Origin of the sequence: Bacillus sp. FSL R5-0820 (assembly GCF_038593385.1) — a bacterium.
Lineage (GTDB): Bacteria > Bacillota > Bacilli > Bacillales > Bacillaceae > Bacillus > Bacillus altitudinis.
In genome coordinates this window covers 2,935,034-2,952,024 of sequence record NZ_CP151991.1, presented here as the reverse complement: position 1 = coordinate 2,952,024, position 16,991 = coordinate 2,935,034, and the positions used below count along the sequence as shown (strand labels likewise).

General features: G+C 42.3%; 19 protein-coding genes. 12 read left to right on the top strand and 7 right to left on the bottom strand.

The genetic code is table 11. The features are described 5' to 3' along the window. Positions 1–71 precede the first annotated feature (71 nt). The 3 genes from NST15_RS15375 (at position 72) to NST15_RS15365 (ending at position 2,180) form a co-directional block, all read left to right on the top strand. On the top strand, positions 72–239 hold the full coding sequence (locus NST15_RS15375) for a YvzF family protein (RefSeq protein ID WP_017359274.1): 168 nt from the start codon (positions 72–74) through the stop codon (positions 237–239). Between the two features lie 87 nt (positions 240–326). Then, positions 327–1,721 carry a class II fumarate hydratase gene (fumC, locus tag NST15_RS15370; RefSeq protein WP_017359275.1) on the top strand — a complete coding sequence of 465 codons (1,395 nt, stop codon included), beginning with the start codon at positions 327–329 and terminating at the stop codon, positions 1,719–1,721. Between the two features lie 123 nt (positions 1,722–1,844). Further along, complete coding sequence (locus tag NST15_RS15365; RefSeq protein ID WP_065461031.1) at positions 1,845–2,180, top strand: hypothetical protein; 336 nt, start codon at positions 1,845–1,847, stop codon at positions 2,178–2,180. 26 nt (positions 2,181–2,206) lie between these two features. Here NST15_RS15365 and NST15_RS15360 read toward each other — a convergent pair whose 3' ends face one another. Then, positions 2,207–3,085, bottom strand: coding sequence for a TetR/AcrR family transcriptional regulator (locus tag NST15_RS15360; protein ID WP_113747005.1), 879 nt, complete (start codon positions 3,083–3,085; stop codon positions 2,207–2,209). A 192-nt stretch (positions 3,086–3,277) separates the two neighbouring features. Here NST15_RS15360 and spxO point away from each other — a divergent pair, with 192 nt between their 5' ends. Further along, positions 3,278–3,442, top strand: coding sequence for an anti-adapter protein SpxO (spxO, locus tag NST15_RS15355; RefSeq protein WP_008347070.1), 165 nt, complete (start codon positions 3,278–3,280; stop codon positions 3,440–3,442). A 20-nt stretch (positions 3,443–3,462) separates the two neighbouring features. On the opposite strand, the gene NST15_RS15350 is transcribed toward spxO, so the two are convergent. Together NST15_RS15350 and NST15_RS15345 are read right to left on the bottom strand one after the other, a co-directional pair. Next, on the bottom strand, positions 3,463–4,794 hold the full coding sequence (locus NST15_RS15350; RefSeq protein ID WP_065461027.1) for a HAMP domain-containing sensor histidine kinase: 1,332 nt from the start codon (positions 4,792–4,794) through the stop codon (positions 3,463–3,465). After that, positions 4,791–5,465, bottom strand: a complete 675-nt coding sequence (locus NST15_RS15345) for a response regulator transcription factor (protein ID WP_058213630.1) — start codon at positions 5,463–5,465, stop codon at positions 4,791–4,793. Before NST15_RS15345 ends, NST15_RS15350 begins: the two co-directional genes overlap by 4 nt. 337 nt (positions 5,466–5,802) lie before the next feature. Between NST15_RS15345 and NST15_RS15340 the strand changes: the two genes are divergently transcribed. After that, positions 5,803–7,173, top strand: a complete 1,371-nt coding sequence (locus tag NST15_RS15340; protein ID WP_008347064.1) for a trypsin-like peptidase domain-containing protein — start codon at positions 5,803–5,805, stop codon at positions 7,171–7,173. A 244-nt stretch (positions 7,174–7,417) separates the two neighbouring features. Here NST15_RS15340 and NST15_RS15335 read toward each other — a convergent pair whose 3' ends face one another. After that, complete coding sequence (locus NST15_RS15335) at positions 7,418–8,260, bottom strand: oxidoreductase (RefSeq protein ID WP_342498631.1); 843 nt, start codon at positions 8,258–8,260, stop codon at positions 7,418–7,420. A gap of 113 nt (positions 8,261–8,373) precedes the next feature. Between NST15_RS15335 and NST15_RS15330 the strand changes: the two genes are divergently transcribed. The 3 genes from NST15_RS15330 to NST15_RS15320 all read left to right on the top strand — a co-directional run bounded on the left by NST15_RS15330 (position 8,374) and on the right by NST15_RS15320 (position 10,120). Continuing rightward, positions 8,374–8,820 carry a YusW family protein gene (locus NST15_RS15330; protein ID WP_171465740.1) on the top strand — a complete coding sequence of 149 codons (447 nt, stop codon included), beginning with the start codon at positions 8,374–8,376 and terminating at the stop codon, positions 8,818–8,820. 145 nt (positions 8,821–8,965) lie between these two features. Then, on the top strand, positions 8,966–9,796 hold the full coding sequence (locus NST15_RS15325; RefSeq protein ID WP_008347057.1) for an ABC transporter ATP-binding protein: 831 nt from the start codon (positions 8,966–8,968) through the stop codon (positions 9,794–9,796). A 72-nt stretch (positions 9,797–9,868) separates the two neighbouring features. Next, positions 9,869–10,120: a YusU family protein gene (locus NST15_RS15320; protein WP_008347055.1), complete on the top strand. Its 252-nt coding sequence runs from the start codon at positions 9,869–9,871 to the stop codon at positions 10,118–10,120. Positions 10,121–10,151: 31 nt separating this feature from the next. Here NST15_RS15320 and NST15_RS15315 read toward each other — a convergent pair whose 3' ends face one another. The 3 genes from NST15_RS15315 to NST15_RS15305 are packed head-to-tail and all read right to left on the bottom strand — an operon-like array spanning position 10,152 to position 10,911. Continuing rightward, positions 10,152–10,499 carry a spore coat protein gene (locus NST15_RS15315; protein WP_008347053.1) on the bottom strand — a complete coding sequence of 116 codons (348 nt, stop codon included), beginning with the start codon at positions 10,497–10,499 and terminating at the stop codon, positions 10,152–10,154. A 12-nt stretch (positions 10,500–10,511) separates the two neighbouring features. Then, a complete protein-coding gene (locus NST15_RS15310) occupies positions 10,512–10,763 on the bottom strand; it encodes a hypothetical protein (protein ID WP_060698253.1) in 252 nt (83 codons plus the stop codon). Between the two features lie 10 nt (positions 10,764–10,773). After that, positions 10,774–10,911: a YuzL family protein gene (locus NST15_RS15305; protein ID WP_008347049.1), complete on the bottom strand. Its 138-nt coding sequence runs from the start codon at positions 10,909–10,911 to the stop codon at positions 10,774–10,776. Between the two features lie 199 nt (positions 10,912–11,110). Here NST15_RS15305 and NST15_RS15300 point away from each other — a divergent pair, with 199 nt between their 5' ends. The 4 genes from NST15_RS15300 to NST15_RS15285 all read left to right on the top strand — a co-directional run bounded on the left by NST15_RS15300 (position 11,111) and on the right by NST15_RS15285 (position 16,949). Then, on the top strand, positions 11,111–13,498 hold the full coding sequence (locus NST15_RS15300) for a 3-hydroxyacyl-CoA dehydrogenase/enoyl-CoA hydratase family protein (protein WP_076821076.1): 2,388 nt from the start codon (positions 11,111–11,113) through the stop codon (positions 13,496–13,498). Between the two features lie 12 nt (positions 13,499–13,510). Beyond that, a complete protein-coding gene (locus tag NST15_RS15295; RefSeq protein ID WP_007500336.1) occupies positions 13,511–14,686 on the top strand; it encodes an acetyl-CoA C-acetyltransferase in 1,176 nt (391 codons plus the stop codon). Positions 14,687–14,700: 14 nt separating this feature from the next. Next, a complete protein-coding gene (locus NST15_RS15290) occupies positions 14,701–16,482 on the top strand; it encodes an acyl-CoA dehydrogenase family protein (RefSeq protein WP_342498630.1) in 1,782 nt (593 codons plus the stop codon). A gap of 110 nt (positions 16,483–16,592) precedes the next feature. Then, entirely contained in the window at positions 16,593–16,949 is a 357-nt protein-coding gene (locus NST15_RS15285) for an arsenate reductase family protein (RefSeq protein WP_008356673.1), read from the top strand. The last annotated feature ends 42 nt before the right edge of the window (positions 16,950–16,991 follow it).

The window sequence follows — 16,991 nt, the reverse complement described above, 5'->3', positions numbered from 1 at the left end:
TTGAAAAAACAATATTCTGTGTTACATTATTTTGTGGTATATGAAAGAATCACGGTGTTGGAGGAAAGAAGATGGCGCAAATTCGTTTAGCAGGAACAAAAGAGGAGATCGACCTTATTCTACAGTCGTTTGACAAGCATTATGAGGTGACTTATACGTCAAAAGATTACGGAAAAACAAATCCAAAATACAAATATTCCAAAGATGTTCGTGTTTATATTGAACTAAAATTAAAATAAAGATAAAATTTTAATTGAAAACGCTTAAAGGATTTTCGTTTTTTGTATAGAATAGAGTTGAGTGATGAAGCTATGGAGGGATACATAATGACAGAATTTAGAATCGAAAAAGATACAATGGGCGAAATCAAGGTGCCACAGGACAAGTTCTGGGGTGCACAAACACAACGAAGCAAAGAAAATTTCAAAATCGGTTCTGAGAAAATGCCAAAGGAAGTTGTGAATGCGTTTGCAATTTTGAAACGTAGCACAGCGATTGCGAACGAACGTCTAGGCAACTTAGAAAGTGAAAAAGCAGAAGCGATTGCTGCTGTATGTGATGACATCATCAGTGGAAAATATGACGAGCATTTCCCGCTTGTTGTATGGCAAACAGGAAGTGGAACACAAAGTAACATGAACATGAACGAAGTCGTTGCAAATAGAGCAACTGCTTACTTGAAAGATAAAAATAGTGAATTCAGCATTCACCCGAATGACGATGTCAACCGTAGCCAAAGCTCAAATGATACATTCCCAACGGCTATGCACGTGGCAGCTGTTTTAGCTGTGTACAAAAAGCTATTGCCTGCGATTGACCAGTTAAGAGCGACGCTTGATGAGAAAGCAAAAGCATACCAAGAAATCGTGAAAATTGGCCGTACGCATTTGCAAGATGCAACACCACTTACAGTTGGCCAAGAGATTAGCGGCTGGGTGTACATGCTTGACCGTTCAAAAGAAATGATTTTAGAATCTACTGAAAAAATGAGAGAACTTGCAATTGGCGGAACAGCTGTTGGGACAGGAATTAACGCACATCCTGAGTTTGGCAAATACGTGGCAGAAGAAATCAGCCAGTTAACAGGTCAAACGTTCAATTCTTCACCAAACAAATTCCATGCGCTCACAAGCCATGATGAAATCACATATGCACACGGTGCGCTTAAAGCACTTGCAGCTGACTTAATGAAAATTGCCAATGATGTGAGATGGCTTGCAAGTGGTCCTCGCTGCGGAATTGGTGAATTGATCATTCCTGAAAATGAGCCAGGCAGCTCCATTATGCCAGGAAAAGTCAACCCAACTCAAAGTGAAGCTTTAACAATGATTGCCGCACAAATCATGGGGAATGATGCAACGATCGGTTTTGCCGCAAGCCAAGGAAACTTCGAGCTGAACGTATTTAAACCGGTCATCATCTATAACTTCTTGCAGTCAGTTGAATTGCTTGCTGACGGCATGAACTCATTCCATGACAAGTGTGCCGTTGGAATTGAACCAAACCTAGAAACAATCGAGAAAAACCTGAATAATTCATTGATGCTTGTGACGGCACTGAACCCGCACATCGGATATGAAAATGCAGCGAAAATTGCGAAGCTTGCGCACAAAGAAGGTTTAACGTTAAAAGAAGCTGCCCTTCAATTAGAGCTATTAACAGAAGAGCAGTTTGAAGAGTTTGTGAAACCAGAAGAAATGGTGACACCGAAAGCAAAATAAGACACCAGAGGCCTCTGTGCCTCTGGTTTTTATATGGAAACATAGCGAGGTGAATGGTGTTTGAGGCAGCTAAAGACAAGATTTATTAGGTGGTTACGGACACGGGATGTTGAATTTTTCCAATTGGTATCACAGGATACGGAGGAGTCTGCTTTTTTATTATATGTTGATCAAAGGTGCCAAAAGAGTGGAAATCATATTGATATATACTTGATTTCTCATTTTGAACTGTCAGAAGAATCGTATGAAGATGTGTTAAGCTTCAATAACGATATGCTTGGTAATAAACCAGCCTGTTCGTATTATATGGACATACTGCCGGTGGAGGAAGAATTTGATTTTGATTTTCCGTATGACATGCTGGCTGTTCAAAGATATGTAGATGAATTGCTTGAAAGAGTCCAAGCGAACAAACTTCCTGACATAACAGAAAAGAATTTTGATTATTTGTCACAATAAAACCCAGGGCAAGCAAGCCCTGGGTTTTATAAATGATCTTCTTTTAGAATGCGTAATAAGGAGCCGGAGACCGACTGAAGCGGTGTGTATAATTTCAATTGATAAAGCATGCCTTTGACGATGACTTGTCTTGGTTTTTGTTTGTTTAACTCGTTTTCTAAAATGCCAAGCGCTTCAAATAAATCTGGCTCGTCTTTCACTTCATAATGTGCTTCTGCCAGTTCTCTTAATTCTTTTAATAGAGATTCTGTGAGCGGGTCAAATGATCTTTCATAAATAGGGCCGAACCAGTCGCTTGCTTGGTCCACAGAAATGAGCGGATGGTCATTGCGCTTCATCATACCGCCCATTAGATCATCGATACGGTGAATCATTGTTGAGGCAAGCTCCTCTGCTTCGAGCTGAAAATCATATAAAATGGCAAGCTCAAAGTAAACGTGACTCATGCCCTCGATCGTTAAACAAAGATCAGCCATATAAGGAATGGCTGCATCTCCATACATTTGCTTCATGTTATCAATGTGCAACTGAATCGTCGCAAGCCGAATTTGCTTTGCAAGCTGCTGCGTTTCTTCGTTCAATGGGAGCGCCCTGTCGCTTAGCTGCATTTTAATAAAATCCTTTTGCTGCAAAATATTATCGTAATAGACAGTGAGCTGTTTCCGGTAGGCTTCTTTTGGTGTGCCACCCTCTGTTTGAACCTCATGAATCCGGGTAAATACCTTATCGTAATAGTAATGCAAGATCGAAATAAGCAGTGCTTCCTTCGATTTGAAATAAAGGTAAAACGCACCCTTTGACATGTGGCATTCATCCGCAATTTCCTGAACAGACGTTGTATTATAGCCTTTGCTGGCAAATAACTTCATACCAGCCTCAATGATCATTTTTTCTTTCTTTTTCAATATGAATGTCATCCTTTCTTACCGAGAGACAAATGTCTTAGGAAACGTGCGCAAAGAGATGTGACTTATCGGTCATAAACGACAAAACTTTTCAAAAATTAATCAGATTGTAACTTGTTTTTTACAGTGTGATTCTTTATATTATAAAGTAAGGTGACCAACTGGTCAAAAAATGTGAAAGGATGATGTTCCATGAGAGAAATCGATGATATGATTAGACGCTTGAAAGCAAAAGGAATTCAAGTAGAAAAAGTCAAAATGCCGAAAGAGACAACAATTGAAAAGAAATGGATGTATCAAGCTGGCAAGAAGATCAAAGCCACATACCGGGATTTCAATGGGTACTCATTCATCTAAAAAAGACTGCGGTTTAAAACCTACAGCCTCTTCTTTGGAACAGTGATCGTATAGCGTACACCTAGTTCATCATTTTCAATTGATATGGACGCTTGATGCATTGAAAGAATTCGTTTGACAATGCTTAATCCAATGCCGAATTCGCCCTTTTTTCCCTTACTAAAAGGTTCGTATAGGCTGGATAGCATGTGTTCTTCAATTGGAGGACCATCATTACGAATAACGATGCGGATTTGATCCTCTTCCTGCTTCATATGAATGTCAATTTTATTTTTTGCGTAGCGAAGTTGATTTTCTAATACATTTTCAAATAATTTGCTCCATTGTTCTGGATCGCCTTCAAGTGCAGCCTCATCATCTAAGTCCACGTTCCACTGCAATTCATTTTTCGACCAGCGTAAACGGTCAACCACTTCCAGCATTGTATTACTAACAAGGAAGGGAGAATGCGCCGGATGTTGTTTTGATAAATAATCAAGCTTTGTTAAATACAGCAAATCTTTGATTTTCTTCTCAAGCTTTTCCGCTTCGCCTTCAATCACTTCCACCGTTTGTTCAAGATCTCCTTTAGGAAAAATTCCATCTTTAATAGACTGCGTATAACCGCGGATGACCATCACAGGTGTTTTTAAGTCGTGTGATATATTTTGCAAAAGTGTTCGTTCTGTTTCATCCTTTTGAATGAGCTTTTGTCTCATTTCTTCAATCGTATGCCCCAGCTTGCCGATTTCATCTTGCCGGTCAACAATCACAGGATCGTCCCAGTCTTCTTGTGCAATGCGCTTGACGTGCTTTTCAAACGCAACAATTGGACGTGATAAGTAGCGGGCGAGCCAAATCGATGGAATCCAGCTTAGTAAAATAACCGTTCCTAAGATGAATATCAGCTGTTTAAACAGCGTAAAAGACAAGTCATCTCGATAAGAATCGGGTGCATATGACAAGAGAATATATTGTGTATTGCCTGTTGAGACTTTTTTGATCACAAAAAAGATATGCTGGCCATTCACTTCTTCAGAATAGCGTTTTGTTGCGCTTTTTTGTTTTTTAACAAAGGACTGCACTTTTTCAATAAAGGCATGCGGGAAAAACTGAGCCATTTGATTTAATTCATCTGACGGAATCAGAATGTGCTGAACCGAGCGGTTTTCTGGTGTCGACTTTGGTGAGCCGTCTCGATTCAGAGGGTATTCTGTTAACACTTGCTGCTCGTTTTCGATGTTTTTATAAATTTCATTCGTAAAGAAGCTGCGTAATGTATTTGAAAATAAAATGATCAGGACAATCGAGATGGTGAGTAAAATGCCAGAGATGACAACCCAGATTTGAAAAGCGAGCGGTTTGTTCTTCATCCTTTTAGCATCCTATAGCCAAATCCATAAATGGTCTCGACTTTTAAGTCAGGCATTTTTTTGCGCAGCCGTCTGACAAGATCATCGACCACACGATCTGTCCCGAAGTAATCGTGCCCCCAGATCTTGACGAGGATATCTTCCCGGGAAAAGGCATGTCCTTGATGATGGGTAAATAAGAGCAGCAAATCAAATTCCTTAGACGTTAAGTTAATCAGCTGATCTCCTTCATACACCTCTCTTACGTCCTCATGAATGATATAGGAAGAAACGGGTGTGACGCTTTGCTGCGGTGTGTCACTGTTTTTATATACAAGCTCCAGCAGCTTTTGCACGCGGATGATCAGCTCGCGCGGGAGAAAGGGTTTCGCAATATAATCACTGCTCCCAAGTTCTAAGCCAAGCACACGATCAATATCTGCATCACGTGCCGAAATAAAAATAACCGGTACGTCAGGCGAGGCTGCTTTGATTTCTTTAATGAGTGTGTAGCCGTCTGTATCAGGCAGCATAATATCTAAAATCCATAGATGCGGGGGCTTGTTCATTGCTTTGCGTGCCGCTTCTCCGGTTAAAAAAGAGGAAACATTCCAATTTTCACTCTCTAAATATTTGGTCAACAGTTCATTTAAATTCTGCTCATCTTCAACTAAATAAATGGTGTACGACAAAGTCTTCCACATCCTCTCAACGTCATTATAACGGGATACAAAGGCGGCATGTCAACAATCACACGCTTTTTTCACAATTTCACATATTCTTCTCATCATTATCCCATAATGTTTGTTTATGATAAGCTCAAGGGAAAAAAGGGCATAGACAAAAGGCTAATGAATAGGTGCTTTTCACCAATGTGCGCACCTTGCTTTTTTTCTATGAATAAGTATTATATAATTTGACATATTGTCATAAAGAATTTTTCAATGATATTGCCATTAAGAGGACATGAGTCCTGTCTAGACATATGAATGAAGCATTTCATGAAAATGATGCAAAGGAGTGCAAGCGATGGATTTCCGAAGAGAAGATGAAGAGAAAAAGATGAATGATCAAGAACACACACATCAAGAGAATGAGAAACAAATAGAAGAACCAGAAAAAGAGAAAGAACTCGTTTTTCACCACCATGAAAACGAAGCATCTGCCTCTCAAGAGAGGGTGACAAACGGATCTCCTCAAGTGATTGATGACCGTTCGTCTAAAAAGGAGAAAAAACGAAAGGCTGCATGGCTGAGTCCTATTCTTGGAGGGATTATTGGCGGCGGTCTTGTGCTTGGCATTACACCGCTTTTACCGCAGTCGCAAGATACAGCGGCAAACACTCAAACCCAAACAGCATCAAGCGAACCGGCTTCATCTGAAAATTTCTCAACAAAACAAATCACCAATGCGACGAATGTTGCTGATATGGTAGAAGATTTAGAGCCGACGATTGTAGGGGTCTCAAACTATCAATCTACACAAAACTCGTTCGGTCTTAGCGGTGATTCAACTGAAGCAGAAGCTGGAACGGGTTCTGGTGTCATCTTCAAAAAAGATGGCAAAAAAGCATACATTATCACAAATAACCATGTAGTCGAGGGTGCCAATAAATTAAAAGTCACACTATACGATGGAAAAACAAAAGATGCGAAGCTTGTCGGCAGTGACGTAATGACAGATTTAGCTGTCGTGGAAATAAATGCTGACGGCATTGATAAAGTTGCAAGTTTTGGAGATTCCTCTAAGCTTCGTGCTGGGGACAAAGTCATCGCAATCGGGAACCCGCTCGGTGCGCAGTTCTCTGGTACAGTAACAGAAGGGATTATTAGTGGTCTCGATCGTACCGTTGAAGCCAATACATCATCTGGAACCGTTGAGATGAATGTGCTTCAAACAGATGCAGCCATTAACCCTGGAAACAGTGGTGGTCCGCTGATCAATACAGACGGTCAAGTCATCGGCATCAACAGCTTGAAAATTAGCGAAAGCGGAGTAGAATCACTCGGATTTGCGATCCCAAGTAATGATGTAAAACCGATCGTAGATCAGCTGTTGAAAAATGGAAAAGTCGAACGTCCTTACCTTGGCGTACAAATGATTGACCTTGAGCAAGTGCCTGAAACGTATCAGGAAAATACACTTGGCCTATTTGATAAACAAATCGGTAAAGGCATCTATGTAAAAGATGTTTCTAAAGGATCTCCTGCACAAAAAGCAGGCTTGAAGTCTGGAGATGTCATCATCAAGTTCAAAGGAAAAGATGTAGCGAACAGCTCACAACTGAAAGAAATCCTTTATAAAGAAACAAAAATTGGCGATAAAACGACAATGACTGTCATCCGTGATGGAAAGAATAAAAATCTTGATATTACCCTTGGGCAGTCTGATAACGAATAAAAGAAAACAGGTGGATAAAAGATCCACCTGTTAGATTGTTGACAAAGGGCTAAAATGAACTTGATTTTAGCCCTTTGTCTTCTTTTTTTCAGCGTGATAGAAAACCTTTGAAGTCTAGGAAGGACGAGTACTGGCGCGGAGCGAATTTGACATTCGTGAGCACCAGCACGCAGGACTGACAAAGAATGCGAAGGTTTGTCTACACGCTGACAGGTGGATAAGCGATCCACCTGTTTTTTTGTGCCTATTTTTTTGAGGATAGTGTCCGTAAAATAATGTTTTCCCATACATTCCAAGGCAAGAGCTGCTTTGCTATGAATGAAAGCCGAACACCTTTCCCGACAAGATACCTTAGCTTTTTTAGCCGCTTCTTCTCTGCAAGCGAAACCACAAGCTCTGCAACTTCGCCAGGATCTCCATAGTTGTTTTTTTGCGCCTCTATATAGGACATCATTTTTTCATAAATAGCTGTGTATTTAGAACCTTCTGCTGGCGGCGTCATTTGCTCATTCATGGAGGTGTTCCAAATGTTCGTTTGGAAAGAACCCGGCTCAATCAAAGCGGCCTGAATGCCAAACGCAGCCAGCTCAATTCGCAAACTCTCTGTATAGCCCTCTAGCGCAAACTTTGACGATACATATGGAGAGAGTGCGGGCATTCCCATGAGTCCGCTGATACTGCTCATATTCAATATTTTTGCACCTCTCGTCATCAACGGAAGGACTGCTTGTGTCATTTCCATCACACCAAAGACATTCACTTCAAATTGCTCTCGGTACTGATCAACAGGCACTTCTTCAGCAAAACCAGCATAGGCCGTTCCTGCATTGTTCACAAGCAGGTGAATCGGAGCATAGGCATTAAGCCTTTTCTGAAATGTTTGAATGGACTGTGTATCTGTCACATCTAATGCTTCAATATGTATCGATTCGGATAAAGCGGCGTTCTTTACTTCTTCGGCAAGCTTTTTCGCTTTGGTCTCCTGTCTTACGCCAGCAATCACAGTGTACCCTTGCTGAGCAAGACGCAGTGTGATGAGCTTTCCGAAACCGCTGTTGGCACCAGTCACAATGGCTGTTTTATTCATCATCCGGTTCTCCTTTTTGTTTTAATCTACCATAGTCTGCTGTTTTATTGAATAACGAAAAGGGGCTTGGAGAAGAATAAAAAACGATGCTATGAAATAGGAGGAAATACATGATGTGCTGGAAGAAGGCGGGACTGCTAGGAGTGCTGTTCTTTATGCTGTCTGGCTGTCGTTCAATCGAACCAATACAACATCCACATGAAGCAGAAGCTGAAAGTCTGTCAGCTGTTCAAATGAAGGAATTGCCGTTTCAGCATTTGCAATTGCACGTACAATATGGACAAAAAAGCGAATTATATGAAGCTACCTATCGTCAAGCTGGTGGAAGAGAAGAAGCACTAATTCGAGATCATATGAATGGTGTCCGCTATGAAGGAGAAGAAGCTTTACGTGAAATGAAGATGAAGCTCAATGATATGTCGATTCCTAGTGCAAAGCTGAACGAAACATATGTCAATGAATTATTATCTGCTTTTAATTTAGATGATGATTATCAGCGGATACGAGTCGATATCAAGCTCGAAGATGGGACAAAACGTGCATTCGAAAAGAAAAAGTAAACGAGACTTTCTCATTTTTTAATTGAAAATGATTTTCAAGATCACTTAAATCTGATACACTAAATTGAGATAAGTGATCTTTGACGTCTACATAGACGATATTCAATATAAAAAATTTGGATGAGAAAAGGAGCGTTTGAGCGGAATGAGTGCCATTTCTACTGAAGGTTTAAGCTTAGGTTACGGAGAAACAATGATCATAGACGAACTAAATGTGTCAATCCCTAAGGGTGAAATCACAGTATTTATTGGCAGCAATGGATGCGGTAAATCCACGCTACTTCGCTCTTTGGCCCGTCTCATGAAGCCAATGGGTGGTTCTGTCCTGCTTGAAGGTCATTCCATTGCCAAATTACCAACAAAGGAAGTGGCGAAACAGCTCGCCATTCTTCCGCAAGGACCAGAAGCGCCAGAAGGATTAACGGTGCATCAGCTCGTCAAGCAAGGGCGATATCCTTATCAAAATTGGCTGAAGCAATGGTCAAAGCAAGATGAAGAAGCGGTTAATCGCGCACTAAAGTCAACGAAGATGGAAGATCTTGCTGATCGAACGGTTGATTCATTATCAGGTGGACAAAGGCAGCGTGCATGGATTGCGATGACACTGGCTCAGGAGACGGATATTATTCTATTAGATGAGCCAACAACGTATTTAGACATGACGCACCAAATTGAAATCCTGGATCTTCTTTTTGATTTAAATGAAAAAGAGCAGCGCACGATTGTCATGGTTCTGCATGACCTCAATCTCGCTTGCAGATATGCGCATCACCTTGTGGCCATTAAAGACAAGTCGATTTATGCAGAAGGAAGACCGGAAACTGTCATTAACTGTGATCTTGTGAAAAATGTCTTTGATATGAACTGCCAAGTCACAACAGATCCTTTATTCGGAACACCGTTATGTATTCCGCACGGCAGAGGACGCTGTATTGTCCAACAGGCACAAGCTGAGACATTTCTTGCTGCAAGATAATCGTATGTGAAAAGCCTGACATCTGTTACACGCAGAGTCAGGCTTTTTTCTGAAAAAAGGAGCGGAATACCAATGGGAAATGAATTAGATGAAAAGCTCGAAGGCCTGCTTGATAAATATACAGAGCTGCTGCTTGGTGAAACGAATGAGGAACTGAAAAGAGATGTCACGCAGTGGATCATCTATTCTCATATTGCCAAAAGCATGCCGCCTTTAGCCAAGCATTTTAATGACACGTATCCAGAGGCAAAAGAAGACATCAAAGAAACCATTCAGCGGATCAAACAATTAAATGAAGCTCATCGTGCGAATAAAGACCGTTAAAAAACTGCCAGTACGAGCTGGCAGTTTTTCTTTATGACATGGGTGATGATCCGTACGGTGATTGATCAGTCAGTGTTTGCTGGAATTTCTGGTGTGCCTGCTGGAGCTTTTGCTGTTCAGCAGCTTCGACAGAGTACCAGCCATATTTGAACATGACATCATATAAATGTCTTTGCGTTTTTTGTGTTTCTAGCGCAATTCGCTGAATATCTTGGTAAAGAGATTCATGGCTGAATTCATTGAGCGCTGTGTTATATCCGTTTGTCATATATTTTTCAGTCGACAACAGGTCTGTGACAAAGTCGCGATCGTTCATGTTCGTAGTGGTTGGAACCGGCGTTTGTGGATTCCCGATTTTTTGTTGGTTTTGCTGTTCCATGTCTGTTACCTCCTATTGCATAAAGCCAGAAGACTGGCCTTGCCCTGAGCTGCCTAAATGCTGAAGAATTTGTGTGTAATGCTGATGATGCATTTGGCCAACTTGATTGAGTTCTTGTTTCAATGTTTGATCCTGACAATGCTCGGCCATAAAATGAGCCTTTTTCATGGCGATCAAATTCCAGTTCAGCATATCCTCTAGGTACAAGGAATCCTTTACTGAAATCACCTGTGGGGGCATATTCATTTGCTGGTTGTTCAAGATGTGTTCCTCCTTACGATTTCTTTTTATATTGCTGATTTTGACTGGTCTTTTTACCACCTAGGTCTGCTTCTTGTGATGGACCTGCGTTTCCTTTCACACTTGCAGCACTTACGCCTGCTTTTGATGGGTTCTTTTGCAAACGAGACATGTGGACATCACCTCCATTCTTACAATTCCCCCTCGTCTTTAATTCATACGCTGTAAAGAAAGACGCATGAGAATGTGTAAATTTTTGAAATCTGCTATTGAACTGTTTCGGAAAATCTTTTAAGATAAAGAAAGAGGCATTGCTTTTTTTTGGACAAAAAATGAATGACTGTTCATTCAAAATGTTTAGGGGGATATTTATGGGCAAACATATTCGCAAGGCGGCTGTCATTGGTTCAGGTGTCATGGGCTCAGGCATTGCTGCACATCTAGCCAATATCGGGATACCAGTAACATTGCTAGATATTGTGCCACATGAACTGACAAAGGAAGAAACGGCAAAAAAGCTAACGCTTGATCACCCTAGTGTTCGGAATAGATTAAGCCAAGACGCAATGAAAAAATTGTTAAAGCAAAAGCCAGCACCTCTTACTTCAGCCAAAAACCTATCATACATCACACCCGGAAATCTCACAGATCACCTTTCCTTATTACACGATGCTGACTGGATCATTGAAGTCGTCACTGAAAAGCTCAGCATTAAACAACACGTATTCTCTCTCATCGACGAACACCGCAAAGAAGGCAGCATCGTATCCAGCAATACATCCGGTATTTCTGTTGAAAAAATGGCAGAAGGCCGATCAGCTGATTTTAAACGCCACTTTTTAGGCACTCACTTTTTTAACCCAGCTCGTTATTTAAAGCTGTTAGAAGTAATTCCTATTCAAGAAACAGATCCAGAAGTACTCTCATATATGAAAACATTTGGTGAAGATGTACTTGGCAAGGGTGTGGTCGAAGCAAAAGATACACCGAACTTTATTGCCAACCGAATTGGCACTTATGGGCTTCTTGTCACAGTGCGTGAAATGCTTGAGAACAAATACACGATCGGAGAGGTCGATTCTGTTACAGGTCCACTCATTGGCAGACCGAAAAGTGCGACCTTCCGCACACTTGATGTGGTGGGACTCGACACATTTTCTCATGTAGCCCGCAATGTGTATGAACAGGTAGAAGGAAAGGAAAAAGATATTTTTCAGCTGCCTGAGTTTATGGAAAGAATGCTCGAAAAAGGGTGGATCGGCAGCAAAGCAGGGCAAGGATTTTATCAAAAAAACGGAAAGAGCATTTTAGAGCTTGATCCTGTCACACTCACATACGGAGAACGGACAAAGCTGAAGGATCCGGGCATTGACATTGCCAAGCAGCAAAAGGGGACAAAAGCGAAATTGAAAGCGCTTATTTATCAAGATGGCCGTGCTGGGCAATTGCTTTGGAATATGACCGCACCTGTTCTTCTTTATTCAGCTCATCTAAAAGGCGACATTGCGGATGATATTCAGTCCATCGATAACGCCATGAAATGGGGATTTGGCTGGCAGCATGGCCCGTTCGAGCTATGGGATGCGATTGGCGTGAAAAAAGCCGTCAGTCGAATGGAAGCGGAAGGGCACAGCATCCCGTCCTGGGTGCAAGATATGCTTGCAGAAGGACATGACACGTTCTATCAAGAAAATGCCGAAGGAGACCGTGCATTTTATCAGAATGGTGCTTATGAACAGGAAAAGGGAAACGACAAGAATATTTCGTTAGCTAGATTGAAAAAGAAACACGATGTCATTTTTAAAAATACGGGTGCAAGCTTGATCGATATCGGGGATGATGTTGCCTTGCTTGAATTTCATTCGAAAAGTAATGCCATTGGGCTTGATGTCATTGATATGATCAACCGTGCTGTAGATGAAACGGAAAAGAATTATAAAGGGCTGGTCATCGGTAACCAAGGAAAGAACTTCTGTGTTGGTGCGAATCTCGCCTTAATTTTAATGGAAGCACAGGACGACAACTTCTTCGAAATTGATTTTGTCATTCGCAGGTTCCAGCAGGCGATGATGAAGGTGAAGTATAGTGACCGTCCAGTTGTGGCTGCACCATTTGGTATGACACTTGGCGGAGGGACGGAGCTTTGTCTACCAGCAGCCGCAATTCAAGCGTCTAGTGAAACGTATATGGGGCTTGTCGAAGCGGGGGTCGGACTCATTCCGGGCGGAGGCGGAAACAAAGAACTCTATATTCGCCATCTGCAAGGAGCGGAAAAGCCATCAGCAACTGCGATCCAAGATGCTGCGCTACAAACCTTTGAAGCCATTGCGATGGCAAAGGTATCTACATCAGCAGAAGAAGCGCGTGATATGAAGATGCTCCGAGTGAATGACCGGATCAGCATGAATGGTGATCATTTAATCCATGATGCGAAACAACTCGTTCTTTCTCTTGATGAAGCGGGTTATCGTGCACCTCTGAAGCGAAAGGTGCCCGTGATGGGGGAAACAGGATACGCAGCAATGGTGCTGGCTGCTGAAAACATGAGATTGTCTGGATACATTTCAGACCATGACATGACCATTGCGAAAAAACTAGCACATGTCATTTCTGGCGGCAAATTGCCATTTGGTACAGAGGTGGATGAACAATACTTATTAGAGCTTGAAAGAGAAGCCTTTTTAAGTCTTGTAGGGGAAGTCAAATCTCAGGCACGCATGCAGCACATGCTCGTTAAAGGAAAACCTTTACGTAACTAGGGGGGAGTCAAAATGAGAGAAGCAGTGATTGTAGCTGGCGCAAGAACACCAGTAGGGAAAGCCAAAAAAGGATCATTAAAACATGTCAGACCTGATGATATGGGCGCATTGTGTGTAAAAGAAACGCTAAAGCGTGCCGGTGATTATGATGGAACAATCGATGATTTAATCATCGGATGTGCGACACCAGAAGCAGAGCAAGGGCTGAATGTGGCCCGGAATATCGGGGCATTAGCAGGTTTGCCATATACAGTACCTGCTATTACCATTAACCGCTATTGCTCTTCTGGTCTGCAGTCAATTGCTTATGCAGGTGAACGAATTATGCTTGGGCAGGCAGAAACCATTTTAGCCGGAGGCGTCGAATCGATGTCGCAAGTCCCAATGATGGGTCACTCCATTCGTCCAAACGCTCTTTTGGCAGAGCAAGCGCCTGAATACTATATGAGCATGGGCCACACAGCGGAGCAAGTGGCGCAAAAGTATCAGGTCACAAGGCAAGATCAAGATGCTTTTGCGGTGAGGAGCCATCAAAAGGCAGCAAAGGCACTTCAAGAAGGGAAATTTTCAGATGAAATTGTTCCCGTTGATGTGACAGAAAGACGGGTAGGAGAGCAGAATCAACTAGAAGAACGCCAATTTACGTTCTCACAAGATGAAGGTGTCAGAGCGGGCACAACAGAGGAGGTTCTCTCAACGTTACGACCTGCCTTCTCAACAAAAGGCACAGTGACTGCAGGAAACTCTTCGCAGACGAGTGATGGAGCGGCATGTGTCATGATGATGGATCGCGAAAAAGCATCTTCTCTTTCTCTTCAGCCGCTCGCCAAGTTCAGGGCGTTTGCTGTTGGCGGTGTACCACCTGAAGTCATGGGGATTGGGCCGGTTGAAGCCATTCCGCGTGCGCTGAAAATCGCTGGTCTAGAGCTGAAGGACATCGGGCTGTTTGAATTAAATGAAGCATTTGCTTCTCAGGCGATTCAAGTCATTCGTCATTTAGGGATCGATGAAGAGAAGGTAAATGTCAACGGCGGCGCCATTGCATTAGGACATCCGCTAGGCTGTACAGGAACGAAACTCACGCTGTCCCTCATACATGAAATGAAACGGCGAAATGAACAATTTGGTATTGTGACGATGTGTATCGGCGGGGGCATGGGAGCAGCAGGCATTTTTGAATTGATCTAAAGGGGGAAAACAGGATGAAAGCAATGGAAGATGTAAAAAAGGGTGGCAGTTTCTTAATTGATGAGACGAATTATGAGCATATCTTTACACCAGAGGATTTCTCAGATGAACATCAAATGATCGGGAAAACAACAGAAGATTACATTTTACAAGATGTCGTTCCGCACATCGATCAAATTGAAAATCATGAATTCGAGCATTCTGTTCGTCTCTTGAAAAAGGCTGGAGAGCTTGGCCTGCTTGGTGCTGATGTTCCTGAGGAATTTGGCGGGCTCGGGCTAGATAAAATCAGCTCAGCCATCATTACTGAAAAATTTGCAAGAGCAGGCAGCTTCTCTCTTTCTTACGGCGCCCATGTCGGGATCGGTTCTTTGCCGATCGTGCTGTTCGGCAGTCAAGCGCAAAAGGAAAAGTACCTGCCAGGACTCGCCTCTGGAGAAACAATTGCGGCCTATGCCCTAACAGAGCCAGGGTCAGGTTCTGATGCGCTAGGTGCGAAAACATCGGCAGTCCTGAATGAAGCTGGAACACATTATGTCCTCAATGGGGAAAAACAATGGATCACAAACTCTGCATTTGCCGATGTGTTTGTCGTGTATGCGAAGATTGATGGGGAACAATTCTCTGCTTTCATCGTAGAAAAGGATTTTCCTGGAGTCAAAACAGGGCCTGAAGAGAAAAAGATGGGCATTAGAGGGTCTTCGACGAGAACGTTAATCCTTGAAGATGCCGAAGTGCCAAAGGAGAATTTGCTTGGTGAAGCAGGCAGAGGTCATGTCATTGCCTTTAATATTTTGAACATTGGACGCTATAAACTGGCTGTAGGGACAATCGGTGCATCAAAACGAGTCATTCAATTATCAGCAGAGTATGCCAATCAGCGTAAGCAGTTTAAAACACCAATTTCTCAATTTAGCTTAATTGGCGAAAAAGCAGCCAACATGTCGGCAAAGCTTTATGCCATGGAAAGTGCTGTATACCGCACAGTCGGGTTATTTGAACAAAGAATGGGTCTGTTAAGTGACGAGGAGCAAAAGGATGGGAAACAAATTGCGCAATCCATTGCAGAATATGCGATTGAATGCTCTCTTTGTAAAGTGCTTGGCTCTGAAACGCTCGATTATATTGTGGATGAAGGTGTGCAGATTCACGGCGGATATGGTTTCATGCAAGAATACGAAGTCGAAAGAGCCTATCGCGACTCACGAATTAACCGTATTTTTGAAGGAACGAACGAAATTAACCGATTGCTTGTGCCAGGCACATTCTTGAAGAAAGCGATGAAAGGAGAGCTTCCGCTTCTTCAAAAAGCGCAAACCCTGCAGGAAGAGCTGATGATGATGATGCCGGAAGAGCCGGGTGATCAGCCGCTTGATCAAGAGAAATACTTACTTGCCCATGCGAAAAAGATTGCCTTAATGGTATCTGGAATGGCGGCGATGAAATATGGGAAAGCATTAGACAAAGAGCAAGAAATCCTTGTGAATATAGCAGATATCGTCAATGAACTCTTTGCGGCTGAGTCGGCGGTCTTGCGTACGGAAAAAGCAATCGCTGCATCAGGCGCAGAAAAAAATGCACAAAAGCTGGCGTATACACAAATTTTCACACAGGAAGCCTTTTTAAAGATTGAAGCTCATGCGAAAGAATCATTGATTGCCATGGAAGAAGGAGATTCACTCCGTATGAGTCTGTCAGCCCTTCGCAAGCTGACAAGATTCACGCCAATGAATGTCATCGCCAAAAAGCGCGAAGTGGCGAAACGAATCTTTGAAGCAGAGAAATATATCGTATAAGACGGCTTAAAAGGTGCGGATATCATGTCGCACCTTTTTGTAAGCATACATTTAGGTTTTTCATATGTTTTGTGATAAAATGTTGTCACTATTTGCAGGAGGTGAAAATGGTGGCTTTAGATTTTTACGAATACCCATCTTGCGGTACATGCCGAAAAGCAAAGAAATGGCTGGAAGAACACAATAAAGACATCAACAGCATACATATCGTCGAAGAGACGCCTGATAAAGAAACATTAAAAGCCCTTTACGAAAAAAGCGGTTTAGAGCTGAAGAAATTTTTTAATACGAGCGGTCAGAAATACAGAGAGCTGCAGCTGAAAGATAAACTTCCTGCAATGTCAGAGGACGAGCAGCTTGAATTACTTGCGTCTAACGGAATGCTGATCAAGCGTCCAATTACAACAGACGGCAAACGAGTGACAGTTGGATTTAATGAAGATACATTTAAAAGCGTCTGGAAATGATGTAACTTTCATTCAGATTGTGGTATCTTCAATATAGATTGT